Origin of the sequence: Psychrobacillus sp. FSL K6-1415, from assembly GCF_038003185.1 — a bacterium.
In the GTDB taxonomy this organism is placed as follows: Bacteria; Bacillota; Bacilli; order Bacillales_A; family Planococcaceae; genus Psychrobacillus; species Psychrobacillus psychrodurans.
Genome location: NZ_JBBOOQ010000001.1, coordinates 1,141,189 through 1,167,954 on the forward strand (window position 1 = coordinate 1,141,189; position 26,766 = coordinate 1,167,954).

The following is a 26,766-nucleotide window of genomic DNA, read 5'->3' on the forward strand; positions in this document are numbered from 1 at the left end:
GAAAAAGCTTGCTAATCAAACCAACAGGAGTAAATGAGCGCATCATCTCGATAGATGTAATGAGAGGGTTCGCTTTACTAGGGATATTTGTCGTGAATATGCTATTTTTTCATACTCCATATATTTATATAAATCCATATACTTGGTATCAAAACCCAAGTGATTATGAGACATTTAAAATGATTGACATTTTCGTACAAGGAAGTGTGTATCCATTATTCTCCATGTTATTTGGATATGGTTTGGCAATGCAGTATATGAAGTCTGAAGCAAATGGTAGTCCATTTTCCAAATTTGCAGTACGGCGATTGTCTGTTTTACTAATAATTGGATGTATTCATGCATTTCTTATATGGGCAGGAGACATCTTGATAACCTATGCATTAGCGGGATTTGTTTTAATACTCATCATTAGATTAAAGCCAATTTGGTTGCTTCTCATAAGTATTTTCTTATTCTTAATACCAAATGGTTTATTAAATGGTTTAGTCTACTTGGGCTCTCTAATAGAGCCAGATGCCATGGTTATTTATACTGGAATACAGGAAATTGAAGCATCTATTGTTGCATACGGCCAAGGATCATGGGGTGATATTTTCTCTCAACGATTAGCTGATTGGTTATATATGAGTGGAAATGGTCTAATCATCATAAGCATGCTGTTTACAATCGTTCCATTTCTTCTATTAGGTGCAGCAGCAGCAAAGTGGAAGCTTATTGAGAGGGCAAGAGAGTTAAAGTTGTTTTGGATTATTACGGTGTTAGTAACTTTAATAGCAGGTACAGCTATCAAATGGCTTCCTTACTTAACAGAAGCGAACTTGTTCACTATGAGCGTTCAAGATACTTTTGGAGGACCACTACAAGCAATTGCATACGCAGGCGTAATTGCCATGGTTTGTTCAATTCCAATCGGTGCAAAAATACTATCTCCAATTTCGAAGGCTGGTAGGATGTCCATGACAATATATTTAATGCAATCGATTATTGCAACGACTATTTTTTATTCCTACGGATTCGGGTTATACGGAAAAATCGATATAAGTACTGGTACATGGATGGCAGTTGGCATTTTCGCGTTACAAATAGTGTTTGCAGAATTTTGGTTTATGAAATTTAAGCAAGGTCCAGTAGAGTTATTGTGGAGAAAACTGACTTATTCGAATAGTTTATCTAAAATAGGTGAAAAAGAAACTAATTTGTAATAGACTAATAGATAGATTCAAAACTATTAAAGGAGTGTCCAAAAGATGAAACTGTTATCCTACCGTTTACATGACAAAATTTACTTCGGACCTAAAGTCAAAAAAGAAGAGGCAGTATGGGATGTTTTACAAATTCAAGAGACGCTCCAAGTATTACCCCAATTTCCTACTACAATCGTAGAAGGTGTTCATTTAGGGATGGATTTTGTCGAACAAATTCGTAAATTAGTAGAAGCAGCATTGAAGGCAGAGAATCCAAATGAGTTTAAACGCTCTTTCGCTGAAATCGAATGGCTGTCACCAATTCCGCGTACTCCCAAAAATATTATGGCTGTAGGTAAAAACTATGCTGATCATGCGAAAGAAATGGGTGGCGTTGCAAGTAGTTTTGTTGTCTTTACGAAGTCTCCAACTTCCATTGCAGCTGATGAACAAACTCTTTCACTACATGCAGATGTAACAAACTCCTACGATTACGAAGGAGAGCTAGCAATCGTAATTGGTAAACAAGGAAAAAATATTCCGGAAAAGTTAGCTTATGATTATATTTTTGGATACACAATTGCCAATGATTTAACTGCGCGTGACCTACAAACGAAGCATCAGCAATACTTCTTAGGCAAAAGTCTTGAAGGGTCTTGCCCTATGGGACCATACTTAGTAACAAAGGATGAGTTACCAAATCCACAGGAACTTGCAGTTGTCACTAAAGTAAATGATGAAATTCGTCAAAACGGAAAAACTTCTGACATGGTATTTTCGGTTGAACGAATTATTGCTGAAATTTCAAAGTCGGTTATCCTAGAACCAGGAGATGTTATATTAACAGGAACTCCTGCAGGTGTAGGGAAAGGGTTTAATCCACCACGCTTCCTAAAGTCAGGAGATATAGTCAAAATTTCTATTGAAGGAATAGGTACATTAGTGAACAAATTCGAGTAACATGGTACACTAAATAGGATAGTAGTAAACTACAAGTATAATTGAGGTGGAAAAAATGGATTTCTTAGCATCAACACATTTACACATTACCACTTGGGTAGTCGCACTAATCCTATTTTTTGTAGCATTAGCGATTGCAAAACCGAAAGTAGTTCACATGATTTTACGTTTGTTCTACATCCTAATTATCATTACTGGAGTTGCTTTGTTCATCAAAGGTATGGACTTCGGTGAAGGAATGCTTTACGGATTAAAATTCCTAGCAGGCATATTAGTAATTGGTATGATGGAAATGACTTTAGTGAAAAAGGCAAAAGGAAAACCATTTACAACTTTCTTAGTGTTAATGTTTGTTTTCTTCTTTATTGCTCTTTTCCTTGGTTTCAAATTACCAATGGGTATCAACTTCTTAGCTTAAGTTTTGGGAAGCTTTCACTTAGTGGAAGCTTCTTTTCAATTTATTAATATTATGCTATTTTGATAGGTAAGAAGAGAGGAGGAGTGGCAAGTGGGAATAACATTGCTAATATTACTCATTGTACTTATGATTGCATTTGTAGGCGCATCATTTGTCATTGGCAATCTACAAAAAAATAAACCAGATTCTCAAATTGAACTCCAATCACATATCCTTCAAGAATTCCATAAAACACAAAAGCCACCGAAATGATCGGTGGTTTTTTGTTATGGCAAGAGAATATTGATGTTATTGAGCTATATGTTCGATGTTATGGGCTATTTCGTTACACTTTTGGGCTAAAGTGGAGAATTTAAGGGCTATATCGAATTTTATAAGCTTCTATTTATGATTTATGGGCTATCCGTAAACGTTTAAGGGCAATTTTAATCTCGCCTAAAGCAAGTAATCGCCTAAATAGTAGATTTTATGATTACTTTGAAACCTGTCACAGTTTGGACTAAATATTATAGATATTTATTGCTTTAATTGCGAAACGATAGCGATTAAAACATTGCTTTGATAAAATAATATGTATATGCGTCAAAGGAGGATTTACCTTGAAGTTAACAAAATGGATTATAACTGGATTGCTGATGAGTAGCCTATACTTAACTACATCTCAAGAGAGTAATGCAGAAACGAATAACTCTATACATAACGAAAGTATTTACGATCTATATGTAGATCGTTACTTCAATAAATTAGGAACAAACGATTATAAGGTCAATCCCAAAGATCCAAATGCATTCGCTGGTGGAGATTTTCTTGGTGTTATGGAAAAAATGGCTCACATTAAAGATATGGGATTCACTACTATCTCCATAGGTCCAGTTTTTGCAACAGAATCTTATGATGGAAAGCGAATTTTAAATTTCGATGAATTAGAAAAACAATTCGGGACACCAGAAGAATTTAACGAGCTATTAGACAAGTCGCACGAACAAGATTTAAAGATTATGGTTGAATTTCCTCTAAATAATTATAGTGAGAACCATACTTGGGCTACTGATAACAAGAAAAGTAATTGGATACTATCAAAAGAAAATGGTCAACTGCATCTTGACTTGACTAATCCTGAAGTACAACAGGCTCTTACTGAGACAATTGTAAATTTTGCAGCAACCTATAAAATTGATGGATTTAAATTGTCTGAGCTAGATGGTGCACCAACTCCATTTATAAATGATTTAATTGCGGCAGTAAAAGAAATTCGCGATCCAATGTATGTCATTGCTCTCGAGGAGTCAGAAGCTGATTTTGACTTAACGTATTCGGAAAAGCTAATGCTAGGTTTCCGGGATACTTTCAAAAATACAGATCGACCTTCAGAATCTATTTCTTTAGCTAATGAAAATAATCTATTAATGGTGGATCATTTGTTGGCTGAAAGAATTACGTATCATAGTGCCTTGGAGAATATGTTCCCACCTACTCGTATTAAAATGGCAATCGGAACTATTCTTACCTTACCAGGTGTACCTTATATGACATACGGAACGGAAATAGCGATGAATGGTCAAAATGCACAAGATAGCCATCAAATCATGAATTTCCGTGTAGATGAAGAGCTAATTGAATATTTAAAAGACATGGCATCCATTCGTACAAAATCAGAAACGATGCGAACAGGTAAAATGGAACTGTTAGAAAATAAAGATGGGTATGCTGTGTACAAACGATATTCTGATGAAGAAACATTTATCGTTGTCATCAATAACACTAGTGAGACAAAAAGAATTGACATTTCGAGTGAGGAAATAGGCGAAAATAAAGAACTACGTGGGTTATTTGAGTTGGATACAGTACGTGCTTCCGATGATGGTTCCTATCGTTTAGTACTGGATAGAGAAATAGCCGAAGTGTATCAAGTTAAAGAAGATAAAGGTCTAAATAGCGCCTACATCGCAGCAATGATCATCGCTTACTTATTGTTTATGTTATTTCTCATTATAGTTTGGAAAAAAGGAAAGCAAAGAAGAATGGATGAAGAGAATAAATAAATGCAAAAAACTGTCCCCCACACAAAATAAGGTGGACAGTTTTTTTAGATTAAGCAGAAAGAAAAATGTTCCGTGAACTAGCAGCGCTATGATTTCTGCTTCGGGCGGATTCTTCCCGAATTAAAATGTTATCCTTTGTTATTGACGTACAATTGGCATTGAACAGCATCGGAATGATCCGCCTGATTTAATGATTTCCGAGAAATCAACCTCAATTACTTGATATCCGTGCTTTCTAAGCTGATGATTGACGTCAGAATTTAATGGTAAACTAAGTACTCGATTATTCCCGATAGACAATACATTCGTCCCCATTGAGAACTGCTCACTTTCACTCACCTCGATTAAATTATACATACTGGACAAATTGTCGACGATTTCCGGGTCGATTGCATCAGGGTAAATCAAGGCATCCTTGGAAGAGAGGATATTGAACACACAGTCAAGATGTAAATATTTTGGGTTAAAAGGAATAGGGAAAATTTCAAAGTCTGGTAATTCTTCTTGTAAATCTTGAATGGCTTTCTTACTTGTCCGATGGCTAATTCCAACAAATACACGGTGGCCGTCAACGATTACATCGCCACCTTCGATGGAATGTGTGGAGAGTTTTTTATAAGAAATATCATGTTCATTCATCCACTCTGCTAATACCTTTTCTTCACCTTGGCGAATCGGATTTGCCATTTCGGAAATAAACAAGCAATTACCTAAAGTAAAACCAATATCTCTAGTAAAGACTTGTTCTGGATGATCTTTACTTGGTGGTAGTTTAATCACTTCCACACCCGCATTTCGTAAAGTTTGTTCAAATATCTGATGCTGTGAAATCGCAAGTGAACGATCAATACTGCTATTTATATATTTTTTCTGAACGTCATTAATCACTTCTTTAATTTCCATGTACTGAGGTTCACATAGGATGACTTTTTGAAGTTCACCATATTCACTTTGACATTGTATTTGAGATTGATCTTTGAATATTTTTACCATTAGGCTACCTCCACTTTCTTGGTTCATTCCTTTTCTATTCCCTTGATTTTTCATTTCATAACCTATTTGTGAAATTTATTTTCATTTGAACAATGTTGTTTCAGAAAATTTAACATGGGGTAAAGGCTAGGTATAGAATATGTAGATATAGATAGTGGAGGAGATTGTATGATTACAAAGGAACAAGCTTTATTGACAAAAGAAGATTTTCATAATAGAAAAGACTTACCGAGTTGGCTCTATAAAGAATACGAAACTTTTCATAACACGGTAACGGATAAAACGTTTCCATGTTTTTTTGGAATGAATGGTGAGTTGAAAGGTGAACTCCGTTACGCTTTTATCAATCAAGACGACTGGAGTAATTTACCTTCTGCGGTAGAAGGATTTCTAGATTTATTTAAATTACCAAACTACAAGAGACACGGTCTTTTTGTATTTGTAGAACCTTTTGAGTCAGAAGGTTCTATCGAAGATTACCGAAAGCAATTTTGGGATATCCTTCAATACTTACATGAAGTTGATGAAGTAGAATGGCCAGAAGACAGTCCTCGTGACCCTGATCACTATTTGTGGGATTTCCGATTCAATGGAGAGCCGATTTTTGTATTTGGAAATGCTCCAGCATATAAGAAGCGAAAGACACGTCATCTAGGAAATGCGATGGTTCTTGGATTTCAACCACGGAAAATATTTGAAGGATTAGAAGGTACTGAAAAAGGTGGTATTATGTCACGTGAAAAAGTTCGTAAACGTGTAGAAGCATGGGATCAGCTACCTAAGCATCCAGATATCGGCCATTTCGGCGACCCAACGCATAACGAATGGAAGCAATCCTTTATTGGTGATGATATTGTACCGATTCAAGGCAAATGTCCATTCCACCATAAATCACAAGTTTAAAAACTATTCTATGCTTTCATATAGCAATATTTGTGGAAAAAAACAAGAGGATAGAGGTATGAAGCTTAAGTTAGTATTATAGATAATACCATTCTGTCATAAACGCTGATGAATGGGAGCAACAGATGGTAATCGGAATTGTCCTACTAGACAACCCAAGATTATTGAAAATAGAGTGGCGGGTCGTGATAAAAATCATTACCCGCCTTTATATATTTCTTGTAAATTATGCAGTAAAGCACTACTGGAATTATTACTCGGAACTCAAACTAATTTTTAGCTAACGAGCAATACATATATTCCTATCCTTTACCAGGGAAATGATGAAGAGGAGGTGGTACTAACCAGCCCTTACTTTTGTTTAAGCGAAGTATTTTGGCACCAATCTGTACTTTAGCAGTATGGAACTGGCCATAGAGCATAGCGATATCTTCACGTATACTTTCACCCATGACTTTACTACAAGCTACTAAACCAGCTGCTGAATCTTTAGCCAATGCTGCGCCAATTTCTGGATCATTAAATCGTGCTCCAACCGGAATATCTTCAAGACGAGCATCTGGTCGAGCAGGAGGGGCGGGTGGTAATCCAACAGCATTTACCTTAAGTATTTTCTCAATTTGTTTATTTTCTTCTTCCATAGATTTAACGCACTCTTCAATTAACCCTTTCAACTCGTCATCACCAGCATGATTATAAAAGGTCTGGTATGCAGCAATTAGCCCGTTATTCATTATTAAATTTGTCCAAATAGCAAATACTTCACCATAATGCAGAGGTTCTTCCTTAGGATTTCCACTTAAGATACCCATTATTTCACTCCTTGCTTTCATTTTCACAGAAATTATCCATGTAAATGGTAGTATGTGGAGCTTATGAGAAAGTATTCATTCAATAAAAAAAGAGGATCTACATATAATATAGACCTCAATTTATAAATAAACATATGCGCTTTCGCATTTCTTATGATAATTTATTTAAAAAGAATAAACCCATTGTTCCGGGACCGACATGTGCTCCTACAGTTGAACCAATGGAATGTATTTCAATACTCTTCGGATGAAATCTATCCTCGATCATTTGTTTTAAATCTAGTGCTGTAGGTTCATCATCACTATGGCAAAGGGCGATTGACTGTTCACTAATCGTATCACCACGTTCGTCCATCATATCAATCATTCGCTTCAAAACTTTTTTGCGTCCGCGAATTTTTTCTAGAGGGACTAGCTTGCCGTCCTCCACATGAAGAAGTGGTTTAATATTAAGTAATCCACCAACAAATGCACTTGCTTTAGAAACTCTCCCACCGCGTGCTAGGTAATCTAAATCTTCTACGGTGAATAAATGCTCCATATGCTCTGCATGGAAACGTACTTTTTCAATAATTTGAGCATTGTCCATTCCTGCATCACGTAATTTAACTGCTTCTTTTAATACTAAACCATATCCGAGTGATGCACATTGTGAATCGATGATCGTTAGTTTCAGATCTGGGTACGATTCTAATAATTGTTCGCGCATCATCATAGCCGTACTATAGGTTCCGGATAGAGCCGACGAAAAGGCTATATATAATCCTTCTTCTCCAGATTTAGCAAGATCCTCAAATAGTCGTAAAAATAATTCTGGTGAAACTTGTGAAGTTTTTGGATGCTTTCCTGCCCGTATTGCTGCGTAAACTTCAGATGAATCAATACCAATAATGTCTTCATACTCATCTTCATCAATATGAACTCTAAGTGGAGCTAATAGAACGTTGTTATCTTCAAAAAATTCTCTTGGTAAATCTGTAGCGCTATCAGCAAATATTCTCATTTCCCATCCTCCTGTATCTCTATTATTTAGTTAAGTTTAATCTTTCTATTAATAATTCTGCAATACCATCTTCGTTATTTGATAAAGTAACTTCGTTGGCGATAGTTTTAAGGGGCCTTATAGCATTTCCCATTGCTACCCCAACACCAGCATACTCAATCATTTCTAAATCATTATCTTCATCACCAAATGCAATAATACGTTCTTGTGGAATATTCAAATACTCGGATACATGTGATAATCCAACGGCTTTATTTAAACCATGCTTTACAATCTCAATGACATCCCATGGGGCACCCCAACGACGATGGTCAATTACTTCCGCATGTACATCTCTTAAATGCTGACGAACTAAATCAACTGAATCTTCTTCGGCATGGATTAGTAAACTTGTAGGGTCAGTTTTCAAAAGAGACTTTAAGTCTCCAGTTGTAACCTGTGGATTTCCTAATGAAAATGCAGAAAGTATTTTTTCATCGTGATAATGTAAATACACATCATCAAGTACCTCAGCTAGCATATTTTTGATGGAATAACTTTCTACAGCCTCTACTACTTGCTTTACAACTTTTAAATCAATCGGAGTATGTAAAGTTTTCCACGAAGAATTTCTAGGATGATGAACAAATGCACCATTAAAGTTAACAATTGGTGTACTTAAACCAAGTTCTTTATAATACATTTCACTGGATCTATATGGTCTACCAGTGGCAATCATAACTTCATGTCCCTCATTTTTTGCCTGTTGAAGTATGTTTTTAGTTTTTGCTGAAATTACTTTTTCATCGGTCAATAAAGTTCCATCTAAATCTAACACGATTAAATGCTGTTTCATTAAAAAAACTCCCTTCTATCTTATGTTAAAGTGTATCGTTTTCAACGAATAACGTCAAAATGTAAAATCAGCCTCTTTGTACTCTCTAGATTACTTTGGTAGAATAATAATAGAAGAAAGGTGGGATATAAATGATAGTAACAACCGAGGCATGGGGAAACATTCCTTTATTACATATTTATAAAGAAGATACAAAAAAAGATGCTTCAATTGTCATCTTTTTACACGGATTTGAAAGTGGAAAAGAGCATAACCTACATTATGCATATCAGCTTGTTCAACAAGGTTGTCGTGTCATTCTACCAGATGCACATTTGCATGGAGAACGAGACGAGAAATTAGATGATGTAGAAATCAGCTTACGTTTTTGGGAAATTGTTTTAACTTCCATTGAAGAAGTTGGACATATTAAGCATGAATTAGAAAAGCGTGGCTATTTCAACGGACAAAAAATTGGTATCGGTGGAACTTCTATGGGTGGGATTACTACTTTAGGTTGTTTAACGGCATATCCTTGGATTGATGCTGCTGCTATTATGATGGGAACACCTGGTTATGTAGAACTTGCCAAAGCGCAAATTGCATCGGTAGAGCAAAAAGGATTCAAAGTACCATTAAATGCAGAAGAGAAGAAGAATATGTTCGACACCTTATCGAATTTTGATGCATCAATTCATTCGGATAACCTTATTGAAACACCACTATTTTTCTGGCATGGAGAAAAGGATCCTGTTGTACCATATGAACCAACTTCCCAATTCATTGCCGCTCTCAGAAAACAATATGATAAACAGAATATAGTCCTAATGAATGAAAAATCCGCAGGACATGCAGTATCACGAAAAGGAATGCTAACTTCTATGCAGTGGCTTGCAAACAGTTTGGCATAAACTGACGAGTTTGATATGATTAAGATATAAAGTGAAACTTCTATTATTGGGAATTTTTTCATCCCCATTAATGGAAAAAAGAACTCAGGCAATTCCTGAGTGACCAACATCTTGTTGGTCCGAACCAATCGGCGAATTACAGGCTGTTTATTATCACCATTTCCTCTGATTTTCTTTTGAAAAGTTGAGGTGGTAGTATTTCCGCCTGTTAAACCGGAATAGAATAGAGGAGGTTTTCAAAATGAGTCAAGATACAGAGCAAGATATGAAGGATAGTATGATGGCCGCTCTTGAGAATGTTATCGACCCTGAACTAGGTATTGATATTGTCAATTTAGGTTTAGTATATGATGTACAATTAGCAGATGAAGATATTGCAAAAGTTACAATGACATTAACATCCATCGGATGCCCAATGGGTCCACAGATTGTCGATCAAGTAAAAACTGCTCTTGGTGAACTACCTGAAGTAAAAGATACAGATGTAAATATTGTCTTCAACCCACCATGGTCAAAAGACAATATGTCCCGCTACGCTAAAATAGCTCTTGGGGTAAGGTAATAAAATATACAGTATATATTAAAAGTCGAATCATCCAAGATTCGACTTTTAATATGGAGTTCAACTAAATCTAAACTGATTACCTCCCACAGCAACTTGAAGTAAACCCAACCCATTCCGAACTCAACCAAATAAAATCTTACCAATAAAAAAAGCCACTGAAATATTTCAGCAGCTTCGTATACTAGTCAATCCGACAAATATGAAGTGGGCAGTTATCACATTCTACTTCCGTTCGTAAAAACTGTAAATCATGAATCGTAATCATTCCCTTGTCTAAAGATAGCACATCTTTTTTCTTTAGATCATTTAAAATTCGGTTTACGACCTCTCTACTTGTCGCACAGAAGTTGGCTAACTCCTGATTGGTCATAGCATAGTCAATGAGAATGCTTCCATCCTCCCGTTTGATCCCATAAGTATTTGTTAATCGTATTAATGTGGATAATAAAGCACCCTTTTTCCCATGAAGCAACAAGTCTCTAAAGCGAGTCTCGTTTTTCAAACTATGCATTTGCATTACTTGAATCCATTCCATCATGAGAGACGAACAATCTGATAAGTATTTTTCCAACGTTGTGCGTGGTAATACTAATAATTGAGTTGTTTCTATCGCATTAGCTGAGACAGAATGATAAATAGTTTCGCAGAAAATAGATGTTTCTCCGATAAATGTATTATTTCCTGTAATTCGTAAAGTCAACATCTTACCGCTCTCAGTATCCTTACTAATGCGTACTGTACCTGTTTTGATGAGGTAGACATCTTCTGCACTTTCACCTTCTAAGAAAACAGGACGATCCTTATCTACTTTTAAGTTGGTTCCAAATTGTTCGAACAGTGCATGTATACCCTGTGAATTGGAGCTATGTTCATTCATAAATATTACTTCCTTTCCTTCATTCACATTCGTTTTCATGTGCACTTTCTTATATAATAGCATATTTAGAAGATATATTAGAGAAATACTATTGGCCATATTTCTTTACAAAGTTATTATTAAGGACTTATACTTATAATAGTCAAAGAAGGTCAAACTAATTTCATAAGGAGAGGTTTGCATATGCAAATGAAACAACAAGATGAAAAAAGTCCTTTAGAAACGTACGGTAGAAATCTAGTAACTGCAATTAAAGAGGGGAAAATGGATCCTGTTATTGGTCGCGATCAAGAAATTAGAGATGTTATTCGTATCCTTTCAAGAAAAACGAAAAATAATCCTGTACTAATTGGAGAACCAGGGGTAGGGAAAACAGCTATTGTAGAAGGTTTGGCACAGCGAATTGTGCGTAAAGATGTACCAGAAGGATTGAAAGAGAAGGAAATCTTTGAGCTTGATATGAGTTCCTTAATCGCCGGTGCAAAATATCGAGGGGAATTTGAAGAACGTCTTCAAGCGGTATTAAAGCAAGTGAAAGATAGTGAAGGACAAATTATTTTGTTTATCGATGAAATTCACACAATAGTTGGTGCTGGAAAATCTGATGGTGCAATGGATGCTGGGAATATGCTTAAACCAATGCTAGCACGAGGTGAGCTACATTGTATTGGAGCTACGACACTTGATGAATATCGAATGTATATTGAAAAAGATCCAGCTTTAGAAAGACGCTTTCAGCAAGTAATGGTAAGAGAACCTTCAATAGAAGATACAGTATCTATTTTACGTGGACTTAAAGAACGCTTTGAGCTACATCATGGTGTGCGTATACATGATCGAGCAATCGTTGCAGCAGCCGAGCTTTCTAATCGCTATATTACAGAAAGGTTTTTACCTGATAAAGCAATCGACTTAGTCGATGAGGCATGTGCAATGATTCGAACAGAAATCGATTCAATGCCACAGGAACTCGATGAAGTTACAAGAAAAATGATGCAGCTTCAAATTGAAGAACAAGCATTAATGAAAGAAAAAGATGATGCAAGTAAGAAAAGACTAGAACAACTGCGTAAAGATTTGAAAGAACTAGAGGCTTCGACTAGTGAAATGCGAAATAAATGGCAATTAGAAAAAGAAGCCATTCAAGTAATACAGCAAAAACGAGAAGTACTGGATCGCTATCGTCGAGAATTAGAAGAAGCTGAAAACCAATACGACTTAAACAAAGCTGCTGAGCTTCGTCACGGGAAAATTCCTACATTAGAAAAAGAACTTCAAGTATATGAAAATCAAATCAATGAAGATTCAGAAACACGGTTACTGCGCGAAGAAGTAACGGCAGAAGAAATTGCCTCAATCGTATCCAGATGGACGGGAATTCCTGTTACGAAACTTGTTGAGGGCGAAAGAGAAAAACTTTTAAGGCTGAAAGAAACACTAGGAGAGCGCGTAGTGGGACAAGACCAAGCAGTTCAATTAGTTACAGAAGCTGTGTGGCGTGCAAGAGCGGGTATTAAGGATCCAAATAAACCAATTGGCTCTTTTCTATTCTTAGGACCTACTGGTGTTGGAAAAACGGAACTTGCTAAATCACTAGCAGCTAACTTGTTTGATTCTGAGGAGCACTTTATCCGTATTGATATGTCTGAATACATGGAAAAACATAGTGTTTCCCGTTTAGTTGGCGCACCGCCAGGATATATAGGTTATGAGGAAGGTGGCCAATTAACCGAAGCTGTACGAAGAAATCCATACTCAGTAGTGTTGCTAGATGAAATAGAAAAAGCGCATCCAGATGTTGCTAATATTTTATTGCAATTGATGGACGATGGTAGAATTACAGATAGCCAAGGAAGAATTGTTAACTTTACGAATACCATTGTTATTTTGACTTCCAATATTGGTTCAGTATATTTAGCGAATACAACTGGGGAAGTCTCTGAACAAGAAGAAAACCTTGTTATGAGTGCATTACGTGAGCATTTTAAACCGGAATTATTAAACCGATTAGATGACATCATTATGTTCCACTCATTGACAACTCACCACTTTATTCAAATTACGGAAAAATACGTGAAACAACTTCAAAAACGATTACAGCAACAAGAAATTGAGTTACAGGTGGATAGCTCAGTGACACAGTGGATTGTTGAAGAAGGAACAGATGCTGCATTTGGAGCGAGACCATTAAAGCGTTACATCCAACGTTATTTAGAAACAGCAGTGGCCAAACTTCTAATTGGAGGTACCGTCCTTCCCGGCAGCAAAATAGTGGCTAAAATGGAAGAAGATAAACTAAAAATATCGATTGAGAGCTAATTGGAAAATATACCATAGATAACTCACCTATAAATAAATTGTGGTTTATCTATGGTTTTTTGATGAAAAGAAAATATGCTTTAGCACCAAGCTTTCTCGTATAGCCGATGATCCCTCTCGTGTATATGAGCGTTTCTATCTTGAATAGCTTATAATCGCTTTCATATAAAAATGGACATGCAAAATCCACAGGAATTTTAGGGATATAAAAAAAACAGCCTCCCAAGTAGGAAGGCTGTTTTTTAGTGATGTGCTTTAGCTACTGGTTCGTTTGGAATGATTGCAGCAATGATTAAAACCATAATTGCAACTGGAATGGACATGATAATACCATTCATGAATACAAACTCAACGTTTTGAACGGAACTTACTACGTAATTTAACATAGAAACTAAAAGTACTGACCAGACAAATGTCATTATATATTGCATGTAATTTCACCTCAGGCGCTAATTTTATATATGTATCATACCATAGCATAGCATATTACAAAAGAATATTTGGTAAAAGAAACTCTGTTGTTGAAAAATATACATAAATTCGTTATTATTGATACCAGGTACTAATAATAGATTATAAGAAAAGAGGAACATTCATGAATGCAGGAATAATTGGTTTAGGTACATATGCACCTGAACATATTTTGACAAATGAAGACCTTGAGAAAAGAATGGATACATCTGATGAATGGATAAGAACGATGACTGGTATAGAAGAACGTAGAATTGCAGACTCAGAAGAAAACACTTCTCATATGGCGGTGAAAGCTGCAAAAGAGGCAATAAAAGATGCAGGAATTACTGCAGATCAAATTGGCTTAATTATTGTAGCAACGGTCACTCCAGATCGACCATTTCCAAGTGTTTCAACTATGCTACAAGAACAACTTGGTGCAACAAATGCTGCTGCAATGGATTTGTCGGCAGCATGTGCAGGATTTATATATGGGATAGTAACAGCGAAGCAATTTGTTGAGTCTAATACTTACTCACACGTGCTTGTAGTCGGAGTAGAAAAACTATCTAAAATTACTAATTGGGAAGATAGAAACACAGCAGTTTTGTTTGGAGATGGTGCTGGCGCTGCGATAATAGGTAAAGTTTCTGAAGGTCGTGGTATTTTATCCTTCGAACTTGGTGCTGATGGTAGTGGAGGCAAGCATTTATCGCAAGAAGGTCCGCATCTTCAAATGAACGGACGAGAAGTTTTTAAATTTGCTGTAAGACAAATGGGTGAATCTGCCGTAAATGTAATAGAAAAAGCTGGATTAAATAAAGAAGAAATTGACATGTTAATTCCACATCAAGCCAATATCCGTATAATGGAATCTTCTAGAGAAAGACTAGGGTTACCTATTGAAAAAATGTCTAAAACGATTCATAAGTATGGTAATACATCTTCGGCTTCCATACCTCTATCTTTAGATGAAGAAGTGAAAAATGGTAAAGTAAAAGACGATGATGTCATTGTAATGGTTGGTTTTGGTGGTGGTTTAACTTGGGGCGCAATTGCACTAAAATGGGGAAAATAAACTTACAATTTGGAAGGATGAATAATTCATGACGAAACGCAGGGTAGTAGTAACTGGTTTAGGCGCTGTTACACCACTAGGTAATGATATTGAAACAACGTGGTCGGGTATAAAAGAAGGTAAATCTGGTGTAGGTATGCTAACAAGGCTAGATGCATCACAATTTGCAGCTAAGGTTGCAGCTGAAGTGAAAGATTTTGATATTGAAAAGTATATCGAAAGAAAAGAAGCACGAAAAATGGATCGTTTTACCCATTATGCATTAGCTGCATCTATCATGGCGGTGGAAGACGCAAATCTTACAATTACAGAAGAAGTGGGTCTTCGGACAGGAGTGTGGATTGGCTCTGGGATTGGTGGAATGGAAACTTATGAGGCTCAATTTCGTGTCTTCTTAGAAAAAGGAGCACGCCGAGTTAGCCCATTTTTTGTTCCAATGATGATTCCAGATATGGCAGCAGGGCAAGTGTCAATTCATTTTGGCGCGAAAGCTATTAATTCATGCTCGGTAACTGCTTGTGCATCCGGTACAAATTCTATTGGAGATGCATTTAAGGTGATTGAACGTGGAGATGCAGACGTAATGATTACAGGTGGTGCAGAATCTCCAATTACTCACATGTCGGTAGCAGGATTTGTATCAAATACAGCACTTACGTTAAATACTAATCCGGAAAAAGCTTCTCGTCCATTCGATGCCGATCGTGATGGATTTGTAATTGGAGAAGGTGCAGGGATTATTATTTTAGAGGAATATGAACATGCTGTTGCTCGTGGTGCGAAAATTTATGCAGAAATTATCGGATATGGTTCCACAGGTGATGCGCATCATATTACGGCTCCAGCTCCGGGTGGAGAAGGTGCAGCACGTGCGATGAAACAAGCATTAGAGGATGCCACAATTACACCGGAGCAAGTCGGTTATATAAATGCACATGGAACGAGCACTCCTTATAATGATCATTTTGAAACAATGGCAGTGAAAACTGTTTTTGGAGAGCATGCATATAAACTTGCGATGAGTTCTACAAAGTCAATGACGGGTCATCTTCTAGGCGCCGCTGGTGGAGTGGAAGCAATTTTCACTGTTTTAGCATTAAAAGAAGGAATTTTACCACCTACGATGAATCTAGAAACTCCAGATCCAGAATGTGATTTAGATTATGTGCCAAATGCCGCTAGAAAAGCGGAAATTGAGTTCGCTATGAGTAATTCATTAGGTTTTGGTGGACATAATGCAAGTATTTTATTTAAAAAAATATAAATTCTTCTCAAAAAGCATTTCCAAGTAAAATTTGGAAATGCTTTTTTATATATTGATATTTCATTGCTTTAAAGCGCTGGAACACTATTGTTTTAGAGGGAGAATAACATCTTATTAATATAATTTGTTGAAACATGACGAATGGTTAATATCTCAAAAAAATAATTTTAACTATTAAAAGAGATCCAAATGTATTGATTTTACTAGATTTATAGCATGACTAAATATTCAAAAAAGACCAAATTGAGTAAATAATAAAAAAATAATATTGCGATTGTAATAAAACTGTAATAGACTTTATCTTAAGAATTAAATAAATAGAAAAATGTAAAAATTTAATAAGTAAATATCTAGCTAAATTAATAGTTTAGACAAGCGATGATTGAAAGGAGTAATAAGGTGAACAACTTAGATCAGCTTTTAATGATACAAGACCTACATACTGGTTTTCGCATAAAAGATACATATTACGATGCGGTTGATGGTGTATCCATCACCTTAAGAAAAAATGAAATACTTGCAGTAGTTGGTGAATCAGGTTGTGGGAAATCTACTTTAGCAACTTCTATCATTGGATTGTATGATCATAACAAGACAAGAGTCCAAGGAGAAATTCTTTATAAGGGGAAAAACCTTGCGCTGTTGGAAGAGGAAAAGTTAAACGAAGTTCGTGGGGAAGAAATAGGAATGATTTTCCAAGACCCGCTATCTGCTTTAAACCCATTAATGAGAATTGGAGAGCAGATAGAAGAAGGACTTGTGTATCATACTAAAATGTCAAAACAAGAGCGAAATAACCGAGTTTTAGAGCTGTTAAAACAAGTAGGAATACCCAACCCAGAGCGAATTTCTAGACAATTTCCCCACCAACTTTCGGGTGGGATGAGACAACGTGTTATTATTGCGATCGCTATTTCTTGTAAACCGAATATCATTATTGCTGATGAACCAACAACTGCACTTGATGTTACTATTCAAGCTCAGATTTTGGATCTGTTGAAAGAGCTTCAAAAGGAAACTGGAGCAGGTATCATATTAATCACACATGATTTAGGTGTAGTAGCAGAAACAGCAGACCGTGTTGCGGTTATGTATGCAGGTCAGGTTATTGAAGAGGCTCCTGTGGAAGAGTTATTTGCAAATCCTAGACATCCTTACACACGTTCTCTACTAAATTCTATCCCTCAAATGAATAGTGAGAATGAAAAGCTCCAAGTAATACAAGGGATGGTCCCATCATTAGTAAAATTACCGAGAGTAGGATGTAGATTCGCAGATCGTATTCCGTGGATTCCTGCAGAGGCACATGAGGAAAATCCAACTATGCATGAAGTATCTCCGGGTCATCTTGTTAGATGTACATGCTGGCAACACTTTCACTTTGAGAGTGAAAAAGGAGGTAATTCTCTATGAGTTTCATGCAAATTAAGGACTTAAAAGTGCATTACCCTATCCGTGGAGGATTTTTCAATACAATAGTGGACAATGTGTACGCGGTAGATGGAATAAGTCTAGAATTTGAAAAAGGGAAAGCGTACGGATTAGTAGGTGAATCAGGCTGTGGGAAATCTACAACAGGAAAATCTATTATAGGATTAGAGAAAATTACATCTGGAAGTATTATTTATGAAGGTGAAAATGTTACAAACAAAGCTAGAGGCAGAAATTCAGCTTATAACCGAGACATCCAAATGATTTTCCAAGATGCGCATTCTAGTTTGAATCCCCGTAAACGAGTACAGGATATCATCGCAGAACCTATTCGGAACTTTTTAAAGCTTTCTCCTGGTGAAGAAAGAAAAAGAATTAATGAATTACTAGCAATTGTAGGTATGAACGAGGAAGCAAGACTTAAATATCCACATGAATTTTCAGGTGGACAAAAGCAGCGTATCGGTATTGCTAGAGCGATTGCCAGTAATCCTAAACTTATTATTGCAGATGAACCAGTATCGGCACTTGACTTATCAGTTCAAGCACAGGTTTTAAACTTCTTAAAAGATATCCAAGAGGAGTTTGGGTTAAGTTTCTTATTTATATCCCACGATCTTGGAGTAGTCAAACATATGTGTGATAATATCTCGATTATGTACAAAGGGCGTTTTGTAGAGTCCGGTAATAGGAAAGACATTTATACAAATCCTCAACATATATATACAAAGAGATTACTTTCGGCAATTCCGGAGGTAAATCCAACAAACCGCGAAGAGCGAAAGAAAATTCGAAGAGCGGTAGAAGTAGACTATTTAGCGAATCATCATGATTATTATGATGAAAATGGAAGAGTATTTGATTTACAAACTATTTCCGAAACACATCAAGTAGCAACAAATGCTCAGAATAAAGGGGGCATGTAGTATGTGGAAAACAATAATTAGACGAATTCTTATCATGATTCCACAATTATTTGTACTTAGTCTTTTAATATTTATTATGGCAAAGTTTATGCCTGGTGACCCTTTCACTGGACTAATCACTCCACAAACTGATCCTGCTAGGCTCGAGGAGCTTCGGATTAAAGCTGGTTTCTATGATCCATGGTATGTCCAATATGTGAATTGGATTGGAAATGCATTCCAAGGAGACTTCGGACGAAGTTACACATTTAACGTGCCGGTAGCTAATTTAATCGGAGACCGTGCAATGCATACATTATGGTTATCTTTACTTAGTGTCTTTTTACTATATTTAATCGCTATTCCTTTAGGTGTATTATCTGGTAGATACCACGATTCATTCCTAGACAAATCGATTGTTTTCTATAGTTTTATCGTATATGCAATACCAACATTCATTTTGGGGTTGATCAATCTGTTCTTCTTCGGTTATGAACTAGGTTGGTTCCCAACAAGTGGGACGGTAGATATCAAATACGACTCAGGTACGCTCGGCTACTTATGGAGTAAGTTCTACCATATATTATTACCAGCCATTACCTATGCTTTACTTGCTACTACAGCAATCATTCAGTATTTACGTACGGAAATTATCGATTCGAAAACGATGGATTATGTTCGTACCGCAAGAAGTAAAGGTATTCCTATCAACAAAGTATACTCACGTCACATATTCCGTAACTCATTGTTACCGATTGCAGCATTCTTAGGTTTCACGATCACTGGACTTTTAACCGGATCTATCTTTATTGAAACCATTTTTGGGTATCCAGGTATGGGTAAATTGTTCATTGAGGCAATAAGTGGGCGTGATTATAGTGTAATTACAGCACTTGTTATGCTTTTTGGATTCTTAACATTATTAGGAAGTCTATTATCCGATATCATCATGAGCATTGTTGACCCTCGAATTAGGATTGACTAACAAAAATAATGGATAAGGAGAGTCCAGAACATGAAAAATACTGAAGCTATTGAACCAACCAAAGAGATGAAAGCAAGCTCTCCCACGACAGGTTTTCAAGTTATAGCGCGGGAGTTTATGAAAGATAAACTAGCTATGTTCTCGCTTATATCGTTAATTATTGTGATTGGAGGAATCTATTATTGGGCCGCCCAAATAGACCAAACACAATTGATGCGAATAAGTTTACGAGACAAGCTAGCAGAACCAGGAGAAAAATTCTGGTTAGGAGCAGATAAAGGTGGACGTGATATCCTTGGACAATTAATAGTAGGTGCACGAAACTCTTTGACAATTGCAATTGCAGTTACGCTCATAACTGGTTTTATAGGTGTTGTAATTGGTTTAGTGACAGGCTATTTTGGAGGATGGATTGATAATATCTTCATGCGCATTATCGATTTCTTCATCACTATTCCGACATTAATGATCATTATTGTATTTGTAACTATGGTTCCAAAATATACTATTTTCACGTTTATTTTGATCATGAGTGTATTTTTATGGGTTAGTACTGCGAGGCTTATTCGAAGCAAGGCACTAACTGAAAGTAGGAGAGATTATATTAGTGCTTCGAAAACGTTAGGTACAAATAATTTCGTCATTATTTTCAAAGAAATGATGCCAAATTTAAGCTCTATATTAATCGTAGAAATGACCTTGAACTTTGCAGGAAATGTAGGATTAGAAACTGGACTATCGTTTTTAGGTTTTGGTTTACCACCCTCTACACCAAGTTTGGGGTCACTTGTAAGCTATGCGTTCGATCCATTCATTATGGAAAATGCATGGTGGAACTGGTTACCGGCAGCATTACTAATCTTATTACTTATGTTAGCGATCAATTACGTTGGTCAGGCCATTCGACGATCTGCTGATGCACGTCAACGTCTTGGTTAAAAGTTGTTATTAGACGCAAGTGCGTTTGATATATATAAAGAGATAAAAAAAGGAGGAAAAAGAATGAATAAAAAGCTTATAGCTCTATTGGCACTGCTGTTAACTCTTATGTTAGTTCTTGCCGCTTGTAATTCAGATGATGATTCAGCAAAACCTGCTGATGAGCCGGACAAAACAGAAGAGGATGCAGTTAAAGAAGATCCAGAAGAAGGTGCAGAAGAAGATGCTGAACAACCTGCTTCAGATGATTTATTTCCAGTAGTATTGGATAATGAAGGAGAAGCTATTGAAGGTGGAACTTTACAAGTTGCATTAGTAAACGATTCTCCATTCCAAGGTATTTTCGCTTATGTACTATATGAAGATGCTTATGATGATGAGATTATGCAATTTGCTAGTAACTCACTTTTTGATACTGATGGAGATTTCCTTTTAACTGATACTGGTATTGCTTCATTAACAGTAGATGGAGATAATAATAAAGCAACAATTAAAATTAGAGAAGGGGTAAAATGGTCCGATGGAGAACCCCTTAAAGTTGAAGACTTAATCCAACCATACCTTATTATCGGTCACCCTGATTATGCTGGAGTTCGTTATGATTCTGATTTCCAAAATATCGTTGGTGCTGTAGAATACCATGATGGAAAAGCAGATACAATTTCTGGTTTGAAAAAAGTGGATGAAACTACGTTAGAAATTTCGTTTAACAAAGTATCGCCTGCAATTTACTCGGGTGGAGATGGACTATGGGGCTATGCTGAACCAAGTCATATTTTAAAAGATATTCCTGTTGCAGAACTACTTGAACATGACGCAATACGTAAAAACCCAGTTACTTTAGGGGCATTCAAATTCGAAAAAATCGTTCCAGGTGAGTCTGTACAATTTGTACGCAATGAGCACTACTGGAAAGGTCAATCAAAACTTGATGGTGTAATTGTTAAGACTGTTCCAAGTTCATCAGCTGCTAAAGCTATTGAGACTGGTGAGTACGACATGGCGCTTTCATTCCCAACGAGCGCATATGAAAATATAAAAGATCTTGAAAATATTACACTCCTTGGTCGTCAAGAATTATACTACTCTTATTTAGGATTCAAACTTGGTAAATATGATTATGACGCAAGTCTTGCAATTACAAATGAAGCAGAAGCAAAAATGGGTGACAAAGTATTACGTCAAGCAATGGGTTATGCTTTAGACGTTGAGCAAGTTAATGAAGTATTCTACTTCGATTTACGTGAACGTGCTAACTCTCTAATCCCACCTGTTTTCAAATCTTTCTATGATGGTTCATTAGAAGGATATAACTATGACGCTGAAAAAGCTATTAAACTTTTAGACGACGCTGGTTATAAGGATACAGATGGCGATGGTCTTCGTGAAAACCCTAAAGGGGAAAAATTATCAATCAAACTTGCTGCAATGGCTGGTGATGAAACTCAAGAACAAGTAATCTCTTATTACTTACAAAATTGGGGTGAAGTTGGTTTAGATGTACAATTAGCTACAGGTCGTCTAATCGAATTCAACACATTCTACGATAAAGTCCAAGCAGATGATCCAGAAATTGACGTCTTTATGGGCGCATGGGGTACGGGTACAAACCCATCTCCAGCTGGACTATACTCTAAAACAGCAGTTTATAACTTCAGCCGTTACACATCAGATGCTTTAGAAGGTCTATTAACTGATATCGATTCTAAGGACGCACTTGATCCTAAGTTCCGTTCTGATAAGTTCCGTGAATGGCAAGAATATATGGCAGATGTTTCTGCTGTTATTCCATTACAATTCCGTTACGAGTTACGTCCAATTAATAATCGTGTGAAAAACTATGACTTCGGTCATGAAACAGAAATCGATCCTTACGAGATCGAGTTACTTGCTGATACTCCAGTAAAATAGTATATAAAAAAACCGCTGCTAAATGAAAGTTTAGCAGCGGTTTTTCATATAGTCTTATAAGGATGTGATACTAATAAGACTATTAATATTTTTAATCAGTTATGGAATAGCAGTAATTAGCTGCTCTCACTTAGTACTCTATTTAAACTTCTTATCACTAGGATACTCATGGAGATCTGTACTAATGTACATGATAGAGTCAACAGACTTTTTATTTTTATGCCTAGCCTTACTATCTATTACCGGTGTAGTCTTCTTCCGAGGCCCACTGCGGCTTCCATCTTAGTCAATGTATCATTTGCAATAGACTGTGCTTTTGTAGCTCCTAAGTCTAGAATTTCATCTAGTTCAGAAGAGTTTAGCAACTGCTCATATCTTTGTTGAATAGGAGTAAGATGATCGATTATAACATCAGCTACAGAAGCTTTAAAGTCTCCATATCCTTTTCCTTCATATTTCTGTACAAGTGTAGAAATTGAAATGTCCGTTAGAGCGGATTCAATGGTTAATAGATTGGAAACTCCGGGTTTGTTTACAGGGTCGAATGCAACGATACCTTCAGAATCTGTAACAGAGCTTTTAATTTTCTTTTCAATTTCCTTTGGACTATCTAAAAGGCGTATCGTAGCTTTTTGATTTGGATCTGATTTACTCATTTTCTTTAGTGGGTCTTGTAAGGATTTGATACGAGCCCCATTTTTAGGTAACTGTATTTCAGGAATTGTAAATACCTCTCCGTAACGTTTGTTGAACCTTTCAGCTAAGTCACGTGTCAATTCAACATGTTGGGTTTGATCATCTCCAACCGGTACGATATCTGTTTGGTACAAAAGTATATCTGCTGCCATTAATGGAGGATAAGTTAACAATGCAGCAGAAACAGCATCTTTACCAGTAGACTTATCTTTAAATTGAGTCATTCTTTCTAATTCACCGATATAAGAGATACATTGCATAATCCATCCTGCCTGTGCATGCGCAGGAACTTCAGATTGTATAAATAATGTAGACTTTTTCGGATCAATACCGACAGCAATATATAACGCTGCTAAGGATCGGATATGATCGCTCAATTCTTTTGGGTCCTGTGCAATTGTAATGGCATGTTGATCTACAATACAAAACACGCAGTCAAAATCATTCTGTAATGCAGTGAACTGCCTAAACGCACCGATGTAATTCCCGAGAGTAATAATACCTGTTGGCTGTACGCCTGAAAAGATTTTCTTCATTTTTCGAATCTCCTTTTCTTTGTTTAGAAAATAAAAAAACATCATGCATCCCTATAAAAGGGACGAATGATGTTAAATCCGTGGTACCACCCAGCTTGCTAAAATAATTAGCCACTCTTCTTCGTAACGTGAAGGGGACGGTATATGCTACTTACTTTCACATATACTGCTCAGAAGCCCATTCCATTTAAAGTATGATCTGTTTACAGCAACCACAGACTCTCTAAGCATACGTAGGTAAATGTACTTTTCTTCCTCAAAGCTCATTATTTTGTTTTGATTATTATATATAGAAGGAACTCAAAAATCAAGTACTCCTAGTAACTATAATAAATGAATAAAGCGATACACATACAAAATAAGCTAGAGAGACCTAATGCAATAATTGGCTTATGTGGAAAAGAAAATATCTGAGACGGTAACCGCATCTGTTCTGCCTCTTTTTTCATATGTTTAGGGGTAAAGACTTTACGTGTACTTTCAGTAAAAAAGTCAAAAAAGCCACCTGATACGACATATGTCATTAAACCAACAAAAGTAATTGATCCACCAACAAAAAAGGACATGTTTATGTAAGGGACGAGTTGAATATTTTTATAAACTAAAAGCATTAGCGCAAAAATAATTACCTGACAGCCAAGAAAGTATATCAATTTTTTTTTCATATTTCACCTCTATCAATTTTAAATTATAAAATAGACTCAGAAAATATGCAAAAAATTGATTATTTAAATTAACAAAAATAAACAATTTCTTTTCCAAACATTCACAATTGTTAGGACAATGTAATGATTTTGTTACACTATTGTAAAAATATTTAAAAAAAACCTGTACAAGCTCAAAAGAAAATGTATAATAAATATTGTAATGAATTTTTCTGAATATTTAAGGAGGTTATTTTTTTGAAGAATAGCAAGCTAGTATGGCTTTTAAGCCTACTGTTAGTTGTTGGTCTATTCCTAGCTGCTTGTGGTGGCGACGATGATGCTAAAGATACAACTACAGACACAGACGATAAAGATGCAACAACTGAAGAACCAGAAGTAGCAGCAGATGAGGAACAAGTTTTAAACTTGATACAAACTGCTGAAATTCCAACAATGGACTCAGCTCTAGTAACTGATGCAGTTGGTTTTGACCTACTTAACAACGTAAACGAAGGTTTATACCGTTTAAGTCAAGAAAATGTTGCTATACCAGCACTTTCTGATGGAGAACCAACAGTTTCTGAAGATGGATTAGTTTATACATTCACATTACGTGACTCTAACTGGTCTGACGGTACTCCGTTAACTGCAAATGACTTTGAATTTGCATGGAAACGTGCTATGAACCCAGATACTGCATCTGAATACGGTCCATACATGATGTCTGGCGTTATTAAAAACGCTACTGCTATTTCTAATGGAGAAGCTGAATACACTGAGTTAGGTGTTAAAGCGCTTGACGAAAAAACATTAGAAGTAACGCTTGAAAAACCAATTCCTTACTTCTTATCACTTATGTCATTTGGAACATTCTTACCACAAAATGAAGAATTCGTTACAGCGCAAGGTGAAAACTATGCGAAAAATTCTGATGCACTTTTATACAATGGACCATTTACTTTAGCAAAATGGGACGGAACAGGTTTATCTTGGCAGCTGCTTAAAAACGAGCAGTACTGGGATAAAGAAACTGTAAAACTTACTGAAATTAATTATGATGTAGTGAAAGAAACTGCTACTCGAGTTAATCTATATACAAATGGAGAAAAAGATCGTACTACACTAGATGGTGAGTATGCAATGCAATATGCTGCTGATCCAGAACTATTATTAGAAGGTGAAGCAACAACTTTCTACTTCAAATACAACCAAGAACGTCTTGGTGAAAAATCTCCACTTGCTAACGTAAATATTCGTGAAGCAATTTCTAAAGCGTTTAACAAAGAAGATTTGGCCGCTGTAGTATTAGCAAATGGTTCTAAAGCAGCATACTCTTTCGTACCAAGTGAATTTGCATTCGATGAAGATGGAAATGATTTCCGTGAAGTTAATGGAGACATGGCTGTATTTAATGTAGACGAAGCAAAAGCTGCATGGGACAAAGGTTTAAAAGAACTAGGTGTTACTGAACTTACTTTAGAAATTCTTGGTGGAGACACTGAACTTTCTAAAAAAATGGATGAGTACTTCAAAGCTCAATTAGAAGGGAACTTACCAGGTTTAACTATTACTCTTAAAGAAGTTCCATTTAATGTTCGTTTAGATCTTGATACAAACCAAGATTATGACATTCAAGTTGCAGGATGGGGACCAGATTACCAAGATCCGTTCACATTCTTAAGCCTATGGGAAACTGACGGCGGTAACAACCAAATGTCATACTCAAATCCAGAGTACGATCAATTATTACAAGATATTAATGGTTCGTTAGCTCTAGATTTCCCAGCACGTTGGGAAGCAATGGCTAAAGCTGAAAAAATTATCGTAGACCAAGATTTTGCAGTTGGACCGATTTACCAACGCGGAAATATGATTCTACAAAAACCGTATGTTAAAGGTATAATAACTCATCCTTTCGGTGGAGATTATAGCTACAAATGGGCATATGTAGAAGGTAAAGAAGCAAATTAAGTTTTAAAATCTCATAGTTAGAGAGTATATGGTTCCTAATGGATCATGTACTCTCTTTTTAAATGAATCTGAATTCACCAAATATTTAATAATAATAATTGATTTTGACAATTACCCGTGTTTTCTGTTTATATATATTAGTAGCA

The 26,766-nt window shown here is 36.1% G+C and carries 25 protein-coding genes and 1 other annotated feature; of the genes, 17 read left to right on the forward strand and 8 right to left on the reverse strand.

What is annotated here, in order from left to right:
* Positions 1–8: 8 nt before the first annotated feature.
* The 5 genes from MKY60_RS05250 to MKY60_RS05270 all read left to right on the forward strand — a co-directional run bounded on the left by MKY60_RS05250 (position 9) and on the right by MKY60_RS05270 (position 4,607).
* Positions 9–1,205: a DUF418 domain-containing protein gene (locus MKY60_RS05250; RefSeq protein ID WP_340928981.1), complete on the forward strand. Its 1,197-nt coding sequence runs from the start codon at positions 9–11 to the stop codon at positions 1,203–1,205.
* Positions 1,206–1,250: 45 nt separating this feature from the next.
* The gene (locus tag MKY60_RS05255; RefSeq protein WP_093494264.1) at positions 1,251–2,147 is read left to right on the forward strand and encodes a fumarylacetoacetate hydrolase family protein; all 897 of its coding nucleotides are present in this window, start codon (positions 1,251–1,253) and stop codon (positions 2,145–2,147) included.
* A 55-nt stretch (positions 2,148–2,202) separates the two neighbouring features.
* The gene (locus MKY60_RS05260) at positions 2,203–2,565 is read left to right on the forward strand and encodes a YisL family protein (RefSeq protein ID WP_241596312.1); all 363 of its coding nucleotides are present in this window, start codon (positions 2,203–2,205) and stop codon (positions 2,563–2,565) included.
* A gap of 90 nt (positions 2,566–2,655) precedes the next feature.
* Positions 2,656–2,817 (forward strand): hypothetical protein, encoded by a 162-nt coding sequence (locus MKY60_RS05265; RefSeq protein WP_241596309.1) that lies wholly within the window; start codon positions 2,656–2,658, stop codon positions 2,815–2,817.
* A 347-nt stretch (positions 2,818–3,164) separates the two neighbouring features.
* Positions 3,165–4,607 carry an alpha-amylase family glycosyl hydrolase gene (locus MKY60_RS05270; protein ID WP_340928985.1) on the forward strand — a complete coding sequence of 481 codons (1,443 nt, stop codon included), beginning with the start codon at positions 3,165–3,167 and terminating at the stop codon, positions 4,605–4,607.
* 138 nt (positions 4,608–4,745) lie between these two features.
* Here MKY60_RS05270 and MKY60_RS05275 read toward each other — a convergent pair whose 3' ends face one another.
* Positions 4,746–5,600, reverse strand: a complete 855-nt coding sequence (locus tag MKY60_RS05275) for a dimethylarginine dimethylaminohydrolase family protein (protein WP_093494564.1) — start codon at positions 5,598–5,600, stop codon at positions 4,746–4,748.
* Positions 5,601–5,768: 168 nt separating this feature from the next.
* Between MKY60_RS05275 and MKY60_RS05280 the strand changes: the two genes are divergently transcribed.
* The gene (locus MKY60_RS05280) at positions 5,769–6,503 is read left to right on the forward strand and encodes a YqcI/YcgG family protein (protein WP_241596303.1); all 735 of its coding nucleotides are present in this window, start codon (positions 5,769–5,771) and stop codon (positions 6,501–6,503) included.
* 302 nt (positions 6,504–6,805) lie between these two features.
* Here the strand turns inward: MKY60_RS05280 and MKY60_RS05285 are convergent, their stop codons facing one another.
* From MKY60_RS05285 to MKY60_RS05295, 3 genes are all read right to left on the reverse strand, one after another.
* Entirely contained in the window at positions 6,806–7,315 is a 510-nt protein-coding gene (locus MKY60_RS05285) for a DUF3231 family protein (RefSeq protein WP_093494268.1), read from the reverse strand.
* A gap of 151 nt (positions 7,316–7,466) precedes the next feature.
* Positions 7,467–8,318, reverse strand: a complete 852-nt coding sequence (locus MKY60_RS05290; RefSeq protein ID WP_340928987.1) for a DegV family protein — start codon at positions 8,316–8,318, stop codon at positions 7,467–7,469.
* Between the two features lie 22 nt (positions 8,319–8,340).
* Complete coding sequence (locus MKY60_RS05295) at positions 8,341–9,153, reverse strand: Cof-type HAD-IIB family hydrolase (RefSeq protein ID WP_340928988.1); 813 nt, start codon at positions 9,151–9,153, stop codon at positions 8,341–8,343.
* Between the two features lie 131 nt (positions 9,154–9,284).
* On the opposite strand from MKY60_RS05295, the gene MKY60_RS05300 reads away from it, so the two are divergent.
* Positions 9,285–10,043: a prolyl oligopeptidase family serine peptidase gene (locus MKY60_RS05300; protein WP_340928989.1), complete on the forward strand. Its 759-nt coding sequence runs from the start codon at positions 9,285–9,287 to the stop codon at positions 10,041–10,043.
* 241 nt (positions 10,044–10,284) lie between these two features.
* Positions 10,285–10,605, forward strand: coding sequence for a metal-sulfur cluster assembly factor (locus MKY60_RS05305; RefSeq protein WP_090563238.1), 321 nt, complete (start codon positions 10,285–10,287; stop codon positions 10,603–10,605).
* Between the two features lie 184 nt (positions 10,606–10,789).
* On the opposite strand, the gene MKY60_RS05310 is transcribed toward MKY60_RS05305, so the two are convergent.
* Positions 10,790–11,485 (reverse strand): Crp/Fnr family transcriptional regulator, encoded by a 696-nt coding sequence (locus tag MKY60_RS05310; protein ID WP_090563589.1) that lies wholly within the window; start codon positions 11,483–11,485, stop codon positions 10,790–10,792.
* Positions 11,486–11,668: 183 nt separating this feature from the next.
* On the opposite strand from MKY60_RS05310, the gene MKY60_RS05315 reads away from it, so the two are divergent.
* On the forward strand, positions 11,669–13,804 hold the full coding sequence (locus tag MKY60_RS05315) for an ATP-dependent Clp protease ATP-binding subunit (protein ID WP_340928991.1): 2,136 nt from the start codon (positions 11,669–11,671) through the stop codon (positions 13,802–13,804).
* 242 nt (positions 13,805–14,046) lie between these two features.
* Here MKY60_RS05315 and MKY60_RS05320 read toward each other — a convergent pair whose 3' ends face one another.
* On the reverse strand, positions 14,047–14,235 hold the full coding sequence (locus MKY60_RS05320; protein ID WP_090563235.1) for a YjzD family protein: 189 nt from the start codon (positions 14,233–14,235) through the stop codon (positions 14,047–14,049).
* 164 nt (positions 14,236–14,399) lie between these two features.
* On the opposite strand from MKY60_RS05320, the gene MKY60_RS05325 reads away from it, so the two are divergent.
* The 7 genes from MKY60_RS05325 to MKY60_RS05355 all read left to right on the forward strand — a co-directional run bounded on the left by MKY60_RS05325 (position 14,400) and on the right by MKY60_RS05355 (position 22,770).
* Complete coding sequence (locus MKY60_RS05325) at positions 14,400–15,335, forward strand: beta-ketoacyl-ACP synthase III (RefSeq protein WP_090563233.1); 936 nt, start codon at positions 14,400–14,402, stop codon at positions 15,333–15,335.
* A 28-nt stretch (positions 15,336–15,363) separates the two neighbouring features.
* Positions 15,364–16,599 (forward strand): beta-ketoacyl-ACP synthase II, encoded by a 1,236-nt coding sequence (fabF, locus tag MKY60_RS05330; protein WP_340928993.1) that lies wholly within the window; start codon positions 15,364–15,366, stop codon positions 16,597–16,599.
* 423 nt (positions 16,600–17,022) lie between these two features.
* Positions 17,023–18,012, forward strand: coding sequence for an ABC transporter ATP-binding protein (locus MKY60_RS05335; RefSeq protein ID WP_241596358.1), 990 nt, complete (start codon positions 17,023–17,025; stop codon positions 18,010–18,012).
* Positions 18,009–18,956 (forward strand): ATP-binding cassette domain-containing protein, encoded by a 948-nt coding sequence (locus MKY60_RS05340; RefSeq protein ID WP_340928994.1) that lies wholly within the window; start codon positions 18,009–18,011, stop codon positions 18,954–18,956. Before MKY60_RS05335 ends, MKY60_RS05340 begins: the two co-directional genes overlap by 4 nt.
* Position 18,957: 1 nt before the next feature.
* Entirely contained in the window at positions 18,958–19,920 is a 963-nt protein-coding gene (opp4B, locus tag MKY60_RS05345; protein WP_241596281.1) for an oligopeptide ABC transporter permease, read from the forward strand.
* Between the two features lie 30 nt (positions 19,921–19,950).
* Positions 19,951–20,859 carry an ABC transporter permease gene (locus MKY60_RS05350; protein ID WP_340879283.1) on the forward strand — a complete coding sequence of 303 codons (909 nt, stop codon included), beginning with the start codon at positions 19,951–19,953 and terminating at the stop codon, positions 20,857–20,859.
* A gap of 63 nt (positions 20,860–20,922) precedes the next feature.
* On the forward strand, positions 20,923–22,770 hold the full coding sequence (locus MKY60_RS05355) for an oligopeptide ABC transporter substrate-binding protein (RefSeq protein ID WP_241596276.1): 1,848 nt from the start codon (positions 20,923–20,925) through the stop codon (positions 22,768–22,770).
* A gap of 239 nt (positions 22,771–23,009) precedes the next feature.
* Here MKY60_RS05355 and trpS read toward each other — a convergent pair whose 3' ends face one another.
* A complete protein-coding gene (trpS, locus tag MKY60_RS05360; protein ID WP_340928995.1) occupies positions 23,010–24,002 on the reverse strand; it encodes a tryptophan--tRNA ligase in 993 nt (330 codons plus the stop codon).
* 55 nt (positions 24,003–24,057) lie between these two features.
* Positions 24,058–24,271, reverse strand: a binding site (T-box leader).
* A 48-nt stretch (positions 24,272–24,319) separates the two neighbouring features.
* Positions 24,320–24,667, reverse strand: coding sequence for a DUF3899 domain-containing protein (locus MKY60_RS05365; RefSeq protein ID WP_090563223.1), 348 nt, complete (start codon positions 24,665–24,667; stop codon positions 24,320–24,322).
* A 237-nt stretch (positions 24,668–24,904) separates the two neighbouring features.
* Here MKY60_RS05365 and MKY60_RS05370 point away from each other — a divergent pair, with 237 nt between their 5' ends.
* Positions 24,905–26,620, forward strand: coding sequence for a peptide ABC transporter substrate-binding protein (locus MKY60_RS05370; RefSeq protein WP_241596268.1), 1,716 nt, complete (start codon positions 24,905–24,907; stop codon positions 26,618–26,620).
* The last annotated feature ends 146 nt before the right edge of the window (positions 26,621–26,766 follow it).